The organism is Streptomyces sp. 17_S59 (assembly GCF_056930295.1).
In genome coordinates this window covers 6,023,901-6,038,082 of the sequence record NZ_JBXOWD010000001.1, presented here as the reverse complement: position 1 = coordinate 6,038,082, position 14,182 = coordinate 6,023,901, and the positions used below count along the sequence as shown (strand labels likewise).

Genomic DNA, 14,182 nt, shown 5'->3' with positions numbered 1-14,182 from the left:
AGTTCACTGGGGCTCGGCCGGCGTCCGTCGGCCGATTTCGGGCGACCGTTCGGAGGCGGCATTCATGGGAGCGGGTCACGACCACGGCCACTCACACGGGGGACCCCCGCCCGGCACCGGCGGGACGGCCGCGGCGGCCTACCGGGGGCGGCTGCGGATCGCCCTGGGCATCACCCTGACGGTGCTCGCCGCGGAGATCGCCGGCACCGCGCTGACGGGCTCGCTGGCGCTGCTCGCCGACGCCGGGCACATGGCGACGGACGCGGTCGGGGTCTCGATGGCGCTGGTGGCGATCCATTTCGCCAACCGGCCCTCGACCGGGCGGCGCACCTACGGCTATGCCCGGGCGGAGATCCTGGCGGCGCTGCTGAACTGTCTGCTGCTGCTGGGCGTCGGCGGCTACATCCTCTACGAGGCCGTGCAGCGGCTGGCCAGCCCCGCCGAGGTGCCGGGCGGCACGACGGTGGTGTTCGGCCTGGTGGGCGTGGTCGCCAATCTGATCTCGCTGTCCCTGCTGATGCGCGGCCAGAAGGAGAGCCTCAATGTGCGCGGGGCGTTCCTGGAGGTCCTCTCGGACGCGCTGGGCTCGCTGGCCGTGGTGGTCTCCGCGCTGGTGATCATGGCGACGGGCTGGACCCGGGCGGACGCGGTCGCCTCGCTGGCCATCGGCCTGATGATCGTGCCGCGCACGGTGAAGCTGCTCCGCGAGGCGCTGGACGTCCTGCTGGAGGCCGCGCCCAAGAACGTCGACATGGACGAGGTGCGGGCGCACATCATGGCGCTGCCGGGCGTGACGGACCTGCACGACCTGCATGTGTGGACGATCACATCGGGGATGCCGGTGCTGTCGGCCCATGTGGTGGTGGACCCCGCCGCGCTGGACTCGGCCGGGCACGAGAAGATACTGCGCGACCTCCAGGGCTGCCTCGGGGAGCACTTCGCGGTGGAGCACTGCACCTTCCAGCTGGAGCCCAGCGGGCACGCCCAGCACGAGGCGGGGCTCTGCCACTGACCGCCGGGCCGCGCCCGTCCCGGGGCGGGTTCATCCGTACCGGCCGCGGGCATTCCGTACGGCAGACTTGAGGGTCGAAGACCGACAACGAGGATGGTCAATGCCGATCACATCAGCCAAGGGCCGCGACAACGGGTCCGCCGCGGTGCCCGCCTCCGACGACGCCTCCGAGCCGATCATGCTGGAGCTGGTCGACGAGGACGGCAGAACCATCGGCACGGCCGAGAAGCTCTCCGCGCACCTCGCGCCGGGCCGGCTGCACCGGGCCTTCTCGGTCTTCCTCTTCGACGAGCACGGGCGGCTGCTGCTCCAGCGCCGGGCGCTGGGCAAGTACCACTCCCCCGGCGTCTGGTCGAACACCTGCTGCGGCCACCCCTATCCGGGCGAGCCCCCGTTCGTCGCCGCCGCCCGGCGGACCGGCGAGGAGCTTGGCCTCGCGCCCGCGCTGCTGCGCGAGGCCGGCACGGTGCGCTACAACCACCCCGACCCGGCCTCGGGCCTGGTCGAGCAGGAGTACAACCACCTCTTCGTGGGCATCGTGCGGGCCGAGCCGCGGCCGGACCCCGAGGAGATCGCGGAGACGGCCTTTGTGACCCCCGCGGAGCTGGCGGAGCTGCAGGAGAAGGGGCCGTTCTCGGCCTGGTTCCCGACCGTGCTGGACGCCGCGCGGCCGGCGATCCGGGAACTCACCGGGGCCGGGCCGGGCTGGTAGCCGGCGGGCGCAGCGGCAGGGCGGCCCAGATCACCTTGCCGCCGCCCGGGATGTGCTCGACGTCGCACAGGCCGCCCGCCTCGGCCACGGTGGCCTGGACGAGGAGCAGGCCGCGGCCCCCGGTGCGCTCCTCCTGGGGGCAGGCGGCCACGGGCCCGGGCCGGTAGGGGTGGTCGTCCTCGACGGCCACCCGCACCCAGGCGGGGCCGAGGGAGACCTCGACGGTCACCTCCGGGGAGAGCAGGGCCGCGTGCTGCACGGCGTTGGTGACCAGCTCGGAGACGATGAGCAGCAGGCCGTAGAGCAGGTCCTCGCGGAGCGGCACTCCGCGGCGCCGGAGCAGGTCGCGGACCGCGTGCCGGGCCCGGGGGACGGAGGAGTCGAGCGCGGGGGCGGTGTACCGCCAGGTGCCGTCGTACTCGCCGGGCTTCCGGGGCGGGGGCGCCTGCTCCGGTTCGGGCGGGACGCTCCCGTGGCTTTCCATGTCAGCTACCAACCCCTCACCGTGGCCCGACCGCATGTGCCGAGTTTGGGAATCCCGGAGTCCGCAACGGCGGGCTGACCGCAAGTTGGCGCTTTTCAGCGAGTTTTGACCGCATCCGTATGCGTTGGTCGTTCCGGCGACTGATCCTGGGGTGCTTGATCAAGGGTTTGTCCGTCCGGATAGCATCCGGCCATGGAGCCCGCCCTGCGCCTGGACGTCGCCGACGCCACCGCCACCATCAGGATCGTCAACCCCGCCAAGCGCAATGCCATGACCACGGACATGTGGCGGGCCCTGCCGGAGCTGCTCGACCGGTGCGCGGCCGACCCCGCGGTGCGGGTCCTGGTGCTGACCGGCGAGGGCGGCACCTTCTCCGCGGGCGCGGACATCTCCACGCTGGGCACGGACGGCGCGGAGGGCTCGCGGAAGCTCGCCGTCGCCGCCGAGGACGCGCTGGCGGCCTTCCCCAAGCCGACGGTGGCGGCGGTGCGCGGCTACTGCGTGGGCGGCGGCTGCCAGCTCGCGGTCGCCTGCGACCTGCGGTTCGCCGCGGAGGGGGCGCACTTCGGGGTGACCCCGGCCCGGCTGGGCATCGTCTACTCCCCCTCGTCCACCCGGCGGCTGGTGGAGGTGGCCGGCCTGTCGACGGCCAAGTACCTGCTCTACTCCGCCGAGTTGATCGACGCCGAGCGGGCGCTGCGCACGGGCCTGGTGGACGAGGTGTGGCCGGACGCGGCGCTGGAGGGGCGGGTGGCCGAGTTCGCCCGGGTCCTGGCCTCGCGCTCGCAGCTGACGCAGGCGGCGGCCAAGGAGTTCGCGGCCGGCCCGGCGGGACCGGACCGGATGGCGCACTGGACGGCGCTGGCGCAGGAGAGCGGCGACACCGCCGAGGGTGTCGCCGCCTTCCTGGAGCACCGGGCACCGCGCTTCGGCTGGACGGTCTAGACCCCCGTACCGGACCTCCCGGCCGATCGCGCCGCGTCGAGCCGACCGGGCGTCAGGCGGCGCCGTCCATCAGGCCGCCCCGGATCACGTCGCCCAACTTGCCCTCCTCGTACACCTTCCGCCACTCGGCGACGAGGTCGGCCGGTGCCTTCTCCGGGGAGCCCGCGTCGTAGGGCGGCTGGGGGTCGTACTCGGTCATCAGCTGAAGGCTCTGGGCAATCCGGTCCCCCGCGATGCGGCCCACGAGCGTGAGCGCCATGTCGATGCCGGAGGACACGCCCGCGGCGGTGACGTACTTGCCCTCGATGACGACCCGCTCCCCTGTCGGCTCGGCCCCGTAGCCGGGCAACAGGTGCAGGGCCGTCCAGTGCGAGGTGGCCCGGCGGCCCTTCAGCAGCCCGGCGGCGGCCAGGATCAGCGAGCCGGTGCACACGGACGTCGTCCAGGTGGTGCCCGGGTCCACCGCCCGCAGCCAGTCCAGCACGGGGCCGGGCGTCAGCGGCAGGTTGTCGTCGGGGCCGCCCGGCACGATCACGATGTCCGGGTCGGGCACCTCGTCGAACGACGCGGTGGCGACGAGCGCGAGGTTGCCGGTCTCGTTGGGCACGGGGCCGGGCCGCTCCGCGACGAAGACGGTCTCGGCGCCGGGCAGCCGGCTGAGGATCTCGTACGGGCCGACGGCGTCGAGGGCCGTGAAGCCGGGGAAGAGCAGGATGGCGATGCGCATGTGCAGCCCTTTCAGGCGGTTTTCGATACGTTCGATCCGTTTGACACGGAAGTGAGAAGTGCCGCGGGCGCGGGCCGGAACCTGCGCCGGTATTCGGCGGGCGCCGTGCCCAGGTCCCGGACGAAGGCGCGGCGCATCGCCTCGGGCGTGCCGTAGCCGCAGGCCCGGGAGATCTCCGCGACGCCGTCCGCCGTGTCCTCCAGCAGCCGCCGGGCGCACTCCAGCCGCGCCCGGTCGACATAGCGCCCCGGCGTCATGCCCACTTCGGCGTGGAACGCCCGGGCGAAGTGCCGCGGGGAGAGGTTCGCGCGGGCGGCGAGCGCCTCGACGCTGAGGTCGGCGGCGGGGTGTTCGGCTATCCAGTGCTGGACGTCCCGCAGGGTCTGACGGCCCGCGGTCTGCGCGGCGAGCTGGACGCTGAACTGCCGCTGGTTGCCGGGCCGGCGGAGGAAGACGACGAGGTGACGGGCGATCAGCAGCGCGGTCTCCCGGCCCAGGTCCTCCTCGACGAGGGTGAGCGCCAGGTCGATCCCCGCGGTGACCCCGGCCGAGGTGGCGACGTCGCCGTCCCGCACGAAGATGGGCTCGGCGTCCACCTGCACGGCCGGGAACCGCTCGGCGAAGTCCGCACAGTAGTTCCAGTGCGTGGTGGCCCGGCGCCCGTCGAGCAGCCCGGCCGTGGCGAGCAGGTACGCCCCGGTGCAGACGGAGACCGTCCGCCCGGCCCGCGACCCGTGCTCCCGCAGCCAGTCGACGAGCCGGGGATCCGGGTCGTCCATGCAGTGGCCGCCGGGGACGACCAGGATGTCCGGCACCGCACAGTCGGCGAGCGCCGCGTCGGGCATCAGGCGCAGGCCACTGTCCGTGCGGACCGGCCCGCCGTCGACGCTCGCGGTGCGCACCCGGTAGGCGTCCGGGTCCCCGATCACGGAGGCGGCTCCGGAGAACACCTCCAGGGGGCCGGTCACATCGAGGCTCTGGACGCGCTCGTAGAGGAGGATGAGCACGTTACGGCGGGTCGTCATGGCTCCATGCTGACCGTCCGCGGACGACGGCCGCAATGACGGGTTCCCCACCTTTCCTGCCATCGCCCGGCCGCGGCCCGACCGCTTCCGGCCAGGCTCGACCCTTCCGAATCTGACCAACCAGTCGGTAACGTACGGGACATGAGCACTCTGCCCGCGCGCGCCGGCCGGCGCTGCCACTCCGTCGTCAACCCCCTGCACTCGGTCGTCTACTTCTCCCCGGACACGTTCCGGGAGTTCACCGCCCTCGGCCTGGAGCCTGGGCACGCGTCCTACCTCGCCGGACGCGCAGCGGCCTTCGGCCGGGTCGGTGCGGGCACGGTCACCGCGACCTTCCACAGCTTCAGCCACGAGATGATCTCCCAGCACATTCCGAAGGTCTGGGACGTCGCCTCGCCGCAGCAGGTCCTCGACGCCCGGCTGCGCGCCGCCGACGCCACCCTGCGCCGGCTGCTCGGCGAGGAGGCCGTCGCCTCCGCCGAGCTGGCCGAGGCCGCGGAGCTGGCGCTGCGGGCCACCGAGGCGTGCGAGCGCGCGGTCCGCCCCCTCTACTCCGCCCACGCCGACCTGCCCGTGCCGGACGTCCCGCACCTCGCCCTCTGGTACGCCGCCACGCTGCTGCGCGAGTACCGCGGCGACGGCCACCTGATCGCTCTGTCGCGCTCCGGGCTGGACCCGCTGGAGGCGATCGTCAGCCAGTCCGTCACCGGCGCCGGCATGGCGAGGCCGTGGCTGCTGCGCACCCGCGGCTGGAGCGAGGAGCAGCTGAATGCCGCCGAGGACCGGCTGCGCGAGCGCGGGCTGATGGGCGAGAACGGCCTGACGGACGCGGGGACCGCGCTGCGCGAGGAGATCGAGGAGGAGACCGACCGCCTGGACGCGGCTCCCTACGAGCACCTGGGCGCGGCGGCCGTCGAGCGCCTGACCGAGCTGGCGACGACGTTCACCACGGCCGCGGTGGCGGCCGGCGGGTTCCCGGCGGATCTCCGCGGCTGACGCGCACCGGGCCCCGCTCTCGGGCGGGGCCCGCTCTTCCGGCCGGGCGCGCGAGGGCTGTCGGTGGCACCTGCCACAATGCAGACCGCGGACCCGTGGAGAAACCCCGGAAGAAAGCAGAGCGTGATCGTGACGACGTCGACGTCGATCGAAGGCAGGATCGCCGAGGAACTCGGCGTGCGGGAGCGGCAGGTGCGGGCCGCCGTCGAGTTGCTCGACGGCGGGTCCACCGTGCCGTTCGTCGCGCGCTACCGCAAGGAGGCGACCGGCGCGCTCGACGACGCCCAGCTGCGCTCCCTGGAGGAGCGGCTGCGGTACCTGCGCGAGCTGGAGGACCGGCGGACGGCCGTCCTGGAGTCCGTGCGGTCCCAGGGCAAGCTGGACGAGGCGCTGGAGGCGCGGATCCGCGAGGCCGACTCCAAGGCCCGGCTGGAGGACATCTACCTGCCCTTCAAGCCCAAGCGGCGCACCAAGGCGCAGATCGCCCGCGAGGCCGGGCTGGAGCCGCTCGCCGACGGGCTGCTCGCCGACCCGTCCGTGGAGCCCGTGGCGGCCGCGGCCGCGTTCGTGTCGGCCGAGAAGGGCGTGGCCGACCCCGCCGCCGCACTGGAGGGCGCCCGGGCCGTCCTGACCGAGCGCTTCGGTGAGGACGCGGACCTGATCGGCGAGCTGCGCGAGCGCATGTGGTCGCGGGGGCGCCTGGCCGCGAAGGTGCGGGAGGGCAAGGAGGAGGCGGGCGCGAAGTTCGCCGACTACTTCGACTTCGCCGAGCCGTTCACCGAGCTGCCCTCGCACCGCGTGCTGGCCATGCTCCGGGGCGAGAAGGAGGAGGCCCTCGACCTCACCCTGGAGCCGGAGCCGGCCGGCGAGGCGCCCGCGGGCCCCAGCTCGTACGAGCAGACGATCGCCCGCCGCTTCGGCATCGCGGACCGGGGCCGCCCCGCGGACAAGTGGCTGGGCGACACGGTCCGCTGGGCCTGGCGCACGCGCGTCCTCGTGCACCTCGGCATCGACCTGCGGCTCCGGCTGCGGCAGGCCGCCGAGGACGAGGCGGTGCGCGTCTTCGCCGCGAACCTGCGCGACCTGCTGCTGGCCGCGCCCGCCGGTACGCGCGCCACGATGGGGCTCGACCCCGGCTTCCGCACGGGCGTCAAGGTCGCCGTCGTGGACGCCACGGGGAAGGTGGCCGCCACCGAGACGATCTATCCGCACGTCCCGCAGAACAAGTGGGACGCCTCCCTGGCGACCCTGGCCCGGCTGGCCCGCGAGCACGACGTGGAGCTGGTGGCCATCGGCAACGGCACCGCCTCGCGCGAGACGGACCGGCTGGCGGCCGATCTGATCGCCCGTCACCCCGAGCTGAAGCTCACGAAGGTGATGGTCTCCGAGGCCGGGGCCTCGGTCTACTCCGCCTCCGCCTTCGCCTCCCAGGAGCTGCCCGGCCTGGACGTGTCGCTGCGCGGCGCCGTCTCGATCGCGCGGCGGCTCCAGGACCCGCTGGCCGAGCTGGTCAAGATCGACCCGAAGTCGATCGGCGTCGGCCAGTACCAGCACGACCTGTCCGAGGTGAAGCTGTCCCGTTCGCTGGACGCGGTCGTCGAGGACTGTGTGAACGGCGTCGGCGTGGACGTCAACACCGCCTCCGCGCCCCTGCTCTCCCGGGTGTCCGGCATCGGCGCGGGCCTCGCCGAGAACATCGTCGCCCACCGCGACGCCAACGGCCCCTTCCGGTCCCGCAGGGCGCTCAAGGACGTGTCCCGGCTCGGCCCGAAGGCGTACGAGCAGTGCGCCGGCTTCCTCCGCATCCGCGGCGGCGACGACCCGCTGGACGCGTCGAGCGTGCACCCCGAGTCCTACCCCGTGGTCCGGGCCATGGTGAAGGCCACCGGGGGCGACGTCGCCGCGCTCATCGGCAACACGGCGACGCTGCGCTCGCTGCGGCCGGACGACTTCGTGAGCGACTCCTTCGGCCTGCCGACGGTCACGGACATCCTGCGCGAGCTGGAGAAGCCCGGGCGTGACCCGCGGCCCGCGTTCAGGACGGCGACCTTCAAGGAAGGCGTCGAGAAGATCGGCGACCTGACGCCGGGGATGCTGCTGGAGGGCGTCGTCACGAACGTGGCCGCGTTCGGGGCGTTCGTGGACGTGGGCGTGCACCAGGACGGGCTGGTGCATGTGTCGGCGATGTCCAGGACGTTTGTGAAGGACCCGCGGGATGTGGTGAAGCCGGGGGACATCGTGCGGGTGAAGGTGTTGGATGTCGATATTCCGCGGAAGCGGATTTCGCTGACGCTGCGGCTGGAGGACGAGGCGGGTGCCAGCACGCCGCGTGCCGAGCGCGGTGGCACTCCGCGCCGGGGTGGGGCTCCGCGGCCGCGGCGGGCGGACAATCGTGCGGTGGCTGCGCCGGCCAACGATGCGATGGCGGATGCGCTGCGGCGTGCGGGCCTGCTGGGGCCGGGGGGCCGGTAGGGGTTCCGGGGCTTTTCCCCACCCCGCCCCTTCCCGAAACTGGGGCTTCGCCCCAGACCCCGGACCGCGCTGCGCGCGGTGTCCTCAAACGCCGGACGGGCTGGATTTCCAGCCCGTCCGGCGTTTTTGAGGAGCGGGGGTCCGGGGGCTTGCCCCCGGTTTCGGGAAGGGGCGGGGTGGGGAAAAGCCCCGCCGCAGGCGCCCTACGTCTCCTCCCCCTCCGGGAAGTCCGGGAGTCGCTTCTCGAAGAGCCAGCCGTGGAGGACGGGGGTCAGGTCACGGTCCGTCACCCGCGCCGCGTGGGCGAGGAACTCGGCCGTGTCCGCACTCCCCCCGCGATGCGCGTCGTGCCACGACCGCAGCACGCGGAAGAAGTCGTCGTCCCCCACCGCCAGCCGCAGCGCGTGCAGCGTGCACGCCCCCCGCACGTACACCCGGTCGTCGAAGAGGTGCCGCCGCCCGGGATCCGCGATGCGCAGGTTCTGCCGGCCCGAGGACAGGTCCCGCCACGCCTCGCGGGCCAGCGTGTCCGCGTCGTCCTCCCCCAGGTGCTCCGACCACAGCCACTCCGCGTACGTGGCGAAGCCCTCGTTCAGCCAGATGTGCTGCCAGTCGGCGAGGCCGACGCTGTTGCCGTACCACTGGTGGGCGATCTCGTGCGCCACGAGCGTCTCCCAGCCGCGCCGCCCGTCCATGTGGTTGCTGCCGAAGACGGAGAGGGTCTGGTTCTCCACCGGCGCGCCCAGTTCCGCGTCGACGACGACCGCCCCGTACGACTCGAACGGGTAGTCGCCGAAGAGTTCGGCGAAGGCGCGCAGCATCCGCGGCTGGCGGGCCAGGTCGTGCCGGGCCCGGTCCGCCAGGTGGGCGGGATAGGCGTTGCGCACGGTGCCCTGCGTCTCCTGGGTGAACCTGCCGGTGTAGACAGCCGCCAGGTAGGAGGACATCGGGCCGGGGTGGTGATAGGTCCAGCGGACCGTGTCGCCGTCCGGCACGCACTGCCGCAGGGTGCCGTTGGCCAGGGCGTGGTGGCCCTGCGGCACGGTCACCGTGAAGGTGTAGGCGGCCTTGTCGTCGGGGCGGTCGTTGCAGGGGAACCAGGAGGGCGCGCCCACGGGCTGGGAGGCGACGAGCGTGCCGTCGTGCTCGTCCCCGGTGCGCTCCCAGCCGACGCCACCGAAGGGCGTGTCGACGGGCCCGGGCCGGCCGGAGTAGCGGACGTCGACGACGAACGGCTGTGCCGCGGCCAGCGGGCGCTCCGCCGTGAGCAGCAGTTTGCCGTCGCGGCGCTGCACCGCCACGGCCTGCCCGTCGAGGTGCGCGGAGTGCACCTTCAGCCGGGACAGGTCGAGTTCGACCCGCCGGGTGCGCTCGTTGGCGACGGCCTGGATGCGGGCGTGGCCGTCGAGCCAGGCCCGTCCGGGGTCGTAGGCGAGCCGCAGGTCGTAGGCGACGGTCCGGTGCCCGTACGAGCCGTGCCGGGGGAAGTAGCGCTGCCCGTCCGGCGCGCGGCGGCTGTCGCCGCCGACGGAGACCGCGGCGGCCGCGGTCAGCGGCAGGGCCGCCGCGGCCGTGAGGAGGCCGCGGCGGCTGCACAGAAAACGGTCCCGGAGGGTCATGCCACGCCTGCGGGCACGGGGGTGGGGGCGGCCCCGGCGATGGGGTTGCCCGCCCAGTGGGTGCCGGCAGGCACGGTCTCGCCGCGCATGACCAGGGACGACGGTCCGATGGCGGCGTGCTCGCCGACCGTGCTGCCGGGCAGCACGATGCCGTGCGGGCCGAGCGAGGCGCCCTCGGCGAGGTGGACGGTGTCCATCTGCATGATCCGGTCGTGGAAGAGGTGGGTCTGGAGCACGCACCCGCGGTTGACGGTGGCCCCGTCGCCGAGGGTGATCAGGTCGGTCTCCGGCAGCCAGTGGGTGTCGCACCACACGCCCCGCCCGATCCGGGCGCCGAGGCTGCGCAGCCACCAGTTGAGGACCGGCGTGCCGGTGAAGGGGCCCGCCAGCCAGGGCACGGCGAGGGACTCGACGAAGGTGTCGTACAGCTCGTTGCGCCACACGAAGGAACTCCACAGCGGGTGCTCGACCGCCTTGAAGCGCCCGACGAGCAGCCACTTCATGGCGGTCGCCGTCAGGGCCGCGGCCACTCCGGCCGCCAGCAGCAGCGGGGCGCCGACGAGCGCGGCGAGCCCGAGGCCGCCGGCGTCGAGCGCGTCCTGCTCGCCGAGCAGGACGACCTCGGCCAGTCCGAGGCCGCACATCAGCGGCAGGATGCGGCACATCTCGACGGCCGCGCGGGCCAGGACGAGCCGCCGGGGCGGTTCGAAGGTGCGCCCGGCGTCCGCCGCGGTGGCCTTGCGCGGCAGCGGCATCGCGGGGCGGCCCAGCCAGGAGCTGCCCGGCTCGCTGTGCTCGGGGGCGTCCGACAGCACGCCGATCAGCCCGTTGTCGGGGACGTTGCGGCCGGGGCCGACGATGCCGGAGTTGCCGACGAAGGCACGGCGGCCGATGCGCACGTGGTCCAGCACCAGGCGGCCGCCCCGGAGTTCGAACGGCGCGACGAGGGTGTCGTCGGCGAGGAAGGCACCATCGTCGACAGTCAGCAGCGAGGGCAGCGGCAGCACCGTGGAGATCTCGGCGCGGCGGCCGACCCGGGCGCCCAGCATCCGCAGCCAGACGGGCGTGGCCAGGCTCGCGTAGATCGGGAAGAGGCTGGACCGGCTGCCGTCGAGGAGCCGGGTGACCAGCCAGACGCGCCAGGCGACGCCGCCGTCGACGGGGTGGCTGCCGGGCGTGATGCCGCGGCCCAGGACCCGGACCACGAGGGCGACGAGCAGGATCCAGCAGGCGGTGGTGGCGAACGCGAACGGCGGCACGGCGGCCAGCAGCCACAGCCCGGCCGAGGTCAGCGTGGTGGAGCCCTTGACCAGGTAGTAGGCGCCGACGAGCGAGGGCGCGCCGGCCAGCAGCGGCAGCAGCGGCAGGATGCCGAGGGACAGCGCGTAGGCGGCGTTCCAGCGCCGGGAGCGGCGGGCTCGGGCGGCGTGGCGGCCCGCCCGGCCGGCGCCCGGCACCGGCGCGTCCCAGGCCTGGGCCGGGAAGGGCCCGGCGGGCACCTGGCCCCGGTGCGGCCGCGGGATGCGCGGGACGGCGGTCGTGGCCGACTCGTCGGCCGCCGGGCGGGCCGGCGAGCCCTCCCAGGTGCGGCCGTCCGGGACGTGACCGTCCAGGCAGGCCCCGGCGGCGAGTTCGGCGCCCGCGCCGAGGGAGGCGCCGGGCATCATCATGCTGCGGTGGCCGACCCGGGCGTCCGGCCCGATGCGCACCGCGCCGACGTGCAGGGTCGCGCCGTCCAGCCACCAGCCGGAGATGTCGGCCTCGGGCTCGACGGCGGATCCGTCGCCCAGCTCTGCGAGGCCGGTGACCGGCGGCATGGCGTGCAGGGCGACGTTCCGGCCGGTGGTGCAGCCCAGGGAGCGGGCGTACCAGGCGGCCCAGGGCGTGCCGAGCAGCGCGGGGACGCCGAAGGTGGCCACGGCGCGCTCGGCGGCCCACAGCCGCAGGTGGACGCGCCCGCCGCGGGGGTAGGCGCCGGGGGCGATGCCCCCGGTGAGCAGGCGGGCCGCGGCGGCGCCGAGCAGGAAGCGGGAGGGGGCGCTGAACAGCACCAGCCAGCCCAGCAGCACCAGCCACCAGGAGGTGTGCGGCGCCCATGCCTCGGGGGCGAGCAGGCCGAGGACGTTGTCGGCGGCGGCCAGGCCCACGAGCCCGCGCAGGCCCGCGACGCCGAACAGGGCGCTCTGCACCAGGATCTGGACCGCGCCCGTGCGGCGGCGCACGGGGCGCACCTCGCGCCGGACCTCGCTCTGCGGGGCGAGGGAGTCGAGGTGGGCGGCCATGTCGCGGAGCACGGTGTGGCGGTAGAGGGCGGCGACGGACACGCCGGGGTAGTGCTCGCGCAGGGCGGAGGCCATGCGGGCGGCGGTCAGGCTGGTGCCGCCGAGGGAGACGAAGTCGGAGCCGGCGGAGGGGCGGGTGCCGAGGAGTTCCTCCCAGAGGCCGGCCAGCCGGGCGGCGGTGCCGTGCAGCGGCCCGCCCTCGCCGTCCTCCTCGCCCGCGCCGGGCAGGGGCCAGGGCAGGGCGTCCCGGTCGACCTTGCCGGAGGTGCGGGTGGGCAGTTCGGCGACCTCGCCGAGGACGGGGACCAGGGCGGCGGGCAGTCTCTCCGCGAGCAGGGCTCTGGCGAGCTTGCGGTCGTAGCCCGGGCCGGGCACCACGTAGCCGGCCAGCAGCCGGCCGCCGGCCGGGGTGGTGCGCACGGCCGCGGCGGCGCCGAGGACCCCGGGCAGGGCGCTCAGGGCCGCGTCGATCTCGCCGAGTTCGAGGCGTCGTCCGCCGATCTTGATCTGGTCGTCGGCGCGCCCGGCGAAGACCAGCCCCTCGGGGTCGGCCCGCACCAGGTCGCCGGTGCGGTAGGCGCGGTCGGTCCCGAGCGCGGCGGAGGGGCGGTAGCGGTCGGCGTCCTTGACGGGGTCGAGGTAGCGGGCGACGCCGACGCCGGCGACGACCAGCTCGCCCTCGGCGCCGAACGGCACGGGCTCCCCGGCCTCGTCGACGACGGCCAGCTCCCAGCCGGTCAGGGGCAGCCCGATGCGTACGGGCTCGCCGGGGTGCAGCCGGGCGGCGCAGGCGACGACGGTGGTCTCGGTGGGGCCGTAGGTGTTCCACATCTCGCGGCCGGGCACGGCGAAGCGGTCGACGAGTTCGGCGGGGCACGCCTCGCCGCCGACGATGAGCAGCCGCACCTGGTCGAGGGACTCCACGGGCCACAGCGCGGCGAGCGTGGGCACGGTGGAGACGACGGTGATGCCGCGCTCGACGAGCCAGGGGCCCAGCTCGTGGCCGGCCCGGACGAGCGAGCGCGGGGCCGGGACGAGGCAGGCGCCGTGCCGCCAGGCCAGCCACATCTCCTCGCAGGAGGCGTCGAAGGCGACGGAGAGCCCGGCCAGGACGCGGTCCCCGGGGCCGAGCGGGCAGTCCTTCAGGAAGAGGAGGGCCTCGGCGTCGGCGAAGGCGGCGGCGCTGCGGTGGCTGACGGCGACGCCCTTGGGGGCGCCGGTGGAGCCGGAGGTGAAGATGATCCAGGCGTCGTCCTCGGGCAGCGGCGGCCGGTTCGCGCCCTGGGGGGCGGCGGGGCCGGGCGTGAGGGTGTCCGCGCCGATGACCAGGCAGACGCCGGCCTCGCGGAAGACGGTGGTGGCGCGCTCGTCGGGGTCGTCGGCGTCGACGGGCACGTAGGCGGCGCCGCAGCGGAGCACCGCCAGGATCGACAGGTACAGCTCGGCGGTGCCCGAGGGGACGCGGATGCCGATCCGGTCGCCCGGTCCGGCGCCGGCCTCGCGCAGGCGGGCGGCCCGGAAGGCGACCTCGGCGATCAGCGCGCGGTAGGTGAGCACGCGGTCGCCGGTGTCGAGGGCGAGGGCCTCGGGGTGTGCGGCGGCGGTGGTGTCGAGCACATCGAGCAGGGTGCGCTGCGGCGGCGGTGGGGCGCTGCGATAGCGCGCCGGCTCCACTCGGGTGCCCGGTGGGGCGGGCATGGGACCGGGGAGGGTCGATGACATCGGGGTGCGCCTCTATTCGACGTCGGGTGGTACTGACGGACGCCGGCAGGACGTCCGCACCCACAACAGACGCCGGTGCTGCACCCAGGGTTCGCAAGCCGGTACCCAACGTTCCGTAAATCGAACATGTCCCGGACAACCCCATCAACGCTTCAAATTCACTGCCGCACCCGGCCTGTGGCCACT

The 14,182-nt window shown here is 74.5% G+C and carries 10 protein-coding genes; 5 read left to right on the top strand and 5 right to left on the bottom strand.

The features are described from left to right. Window positions 1-64 precede the first annotated feature (64 nt). Window positions 65-1,012 carry a cation diffusion facilitator family transporter gene (locus AC1Z4A_RS27420; protein WP_483682543.1) on the top strand — a complete coding sequence of 316 codons (948 nt, stop codon included), beginning with the start codon at window positions 65-67 and terminating at the stop codon, window positions 1,010-1,012. 100 nt (window positions 1,013-1,112) lie between these two features. Continuing rightward, complete coding sequence (gene idi / locus AC1Z4A_RS27415) at window positions 1,113-1,724, top strand: isopentenyl-diphosphate Delta-isomerase (protein WP_483682542.1); 612 nt, start codon at window positions 1,113-1,115, stop codon at window positions 1,722-1,724. Here the strand turns inward: idi and AC1Z4A_RS27410 are convergent. Further along, window positions 1,699-2,208, bottom strand: a complete 510-nt coding sequence (locus AC1Z4A_RS27410; RefSeq protein ID WP_483682541.1) for an ATP-binding protein — start codon at window positions 2,206-2,208, stop codon at window positions 1,699-1,701. The genes idi and AC1Z4A_RS27410 overlap by 26 nt on opposite strands. 192 nt (window positions 2,209-2,400) lie before the next feature. On the opposite strand from AC1Z4A_RS27410, the gene AC1Z4A_RS27405 reads away from it, so the two are divergent. Continuing rightward, window positions 2,401-3,153: an enoyl-CoA hydratase/isomerase family protein gene (locus AC1Z4A_RS27405; protein WP_483682540.1), complete on the top strand. Its 753-nt coding sequence runs from the start codon at window positions 2,401-2,403 to the stop codon at window positions 3,151-3,153. A gap of 52 nt (window positions 3,154-3,205) precedes the next feature. On the opposite strand, the gene AC1Z4A_RS27400 is transcribed toward AC1Z4A_RS27405, so the two are convergent. Together AC1Z4A_RS27400 and AC1Z4A_RS27395 are read right to left on the bottom strand one after the other, a co-directional pair. Further along, window positions 3,206-3,880, bottom strand: a complete 675-nt coding sequence (locus tag AC1Z4A_RS27400; RefSeq protein ID WP_483682539.1) for a DJ-1/PfpI family protein — start codon at window positions 3,878-3,880, stop codon at window positions 3,206-3,208. A gap of 11 nt (window positions 3,881-3,891) precedes the next feature. Further along, a complete protein-coding gene (locus tag AC1Z4A_RS27395) occupies window positions 3,892-4,905 on the bottom strand; it encodes a GlxA family transcriptional regulator (protein ID WP_483682538.1) in 1,014 nt (337 codons plus the stop codon). A gap of 141 nt (window positions 4,906-5,046) precedes the next feature. On the opposite strand from AC1Z4A_RS27395, the gene AC1Z4A_RS27390 reads away from it, so the two are divergent. Continuing rightward, window positions 5,047-5,901, top strand: a complete 855-nt coding sequence (locus AC1Z4A_RS27390) for an SCO6745 family protein (protein WP_483682537.1) — start codon at window positions 5,047-5,049, stop codon at window positions 5,899-5,901. A gap of 129 nt (window positions 5,902-6,030) precedes the next feature. Beyond that, window positions 6,031-8,373, top strand: a complete 2,343-nt coding sequence (locus tag AC1Z4A_RS27385; RefSeq protein ID WP_483683748.1) for a Tex family protein — start codon at window positions 6,031-6,033, stop codon at window positions 8,371-8,373. Between the two features lie 203 nt (window positions 8,374-8,576). Here the strand turns inward: AC1Z4A_RS27385 and AC1Z4A_RS27380 are convergent, their stop codons facing one another. Both AC1Z4A_RS27380 and AC1Z4A_RS27375 read right to left on the bottom strand, forming a co-directional pair. Beyond that, window positions 8,577-9,992: a M1 family metallopeptidase gene (locus AC1Z4A_RS27380; protein ID WP_483682536.1), complete on the bottom strand. Its 1,416-nt coding sequence runs from the start codon at window positions 9,990-9,992 to the stop codon at window positions 8,577-8,579. Further along, the gene (locus tag AC1Z4A_RS27375; RefSeq protein ID WP_483682535.1) at window positions 9,989-13,972 is read right to left on the bottom strand and encodes a Pls/PosA family non-ribosomal peptide synthetase; all 3,984 of its coding nucleotides are present in this window, start codon (window positions 13,970-13,972) and stop codon (window positions 9,989-9,991) included. Before AC1Z4A_RS27375 ends, AC1Z4A_RS27380 begins: the two co-directional genes overlap by 4 nt. Window positions 13,973-14,182 lie beyond the last annotated feature (210 nt).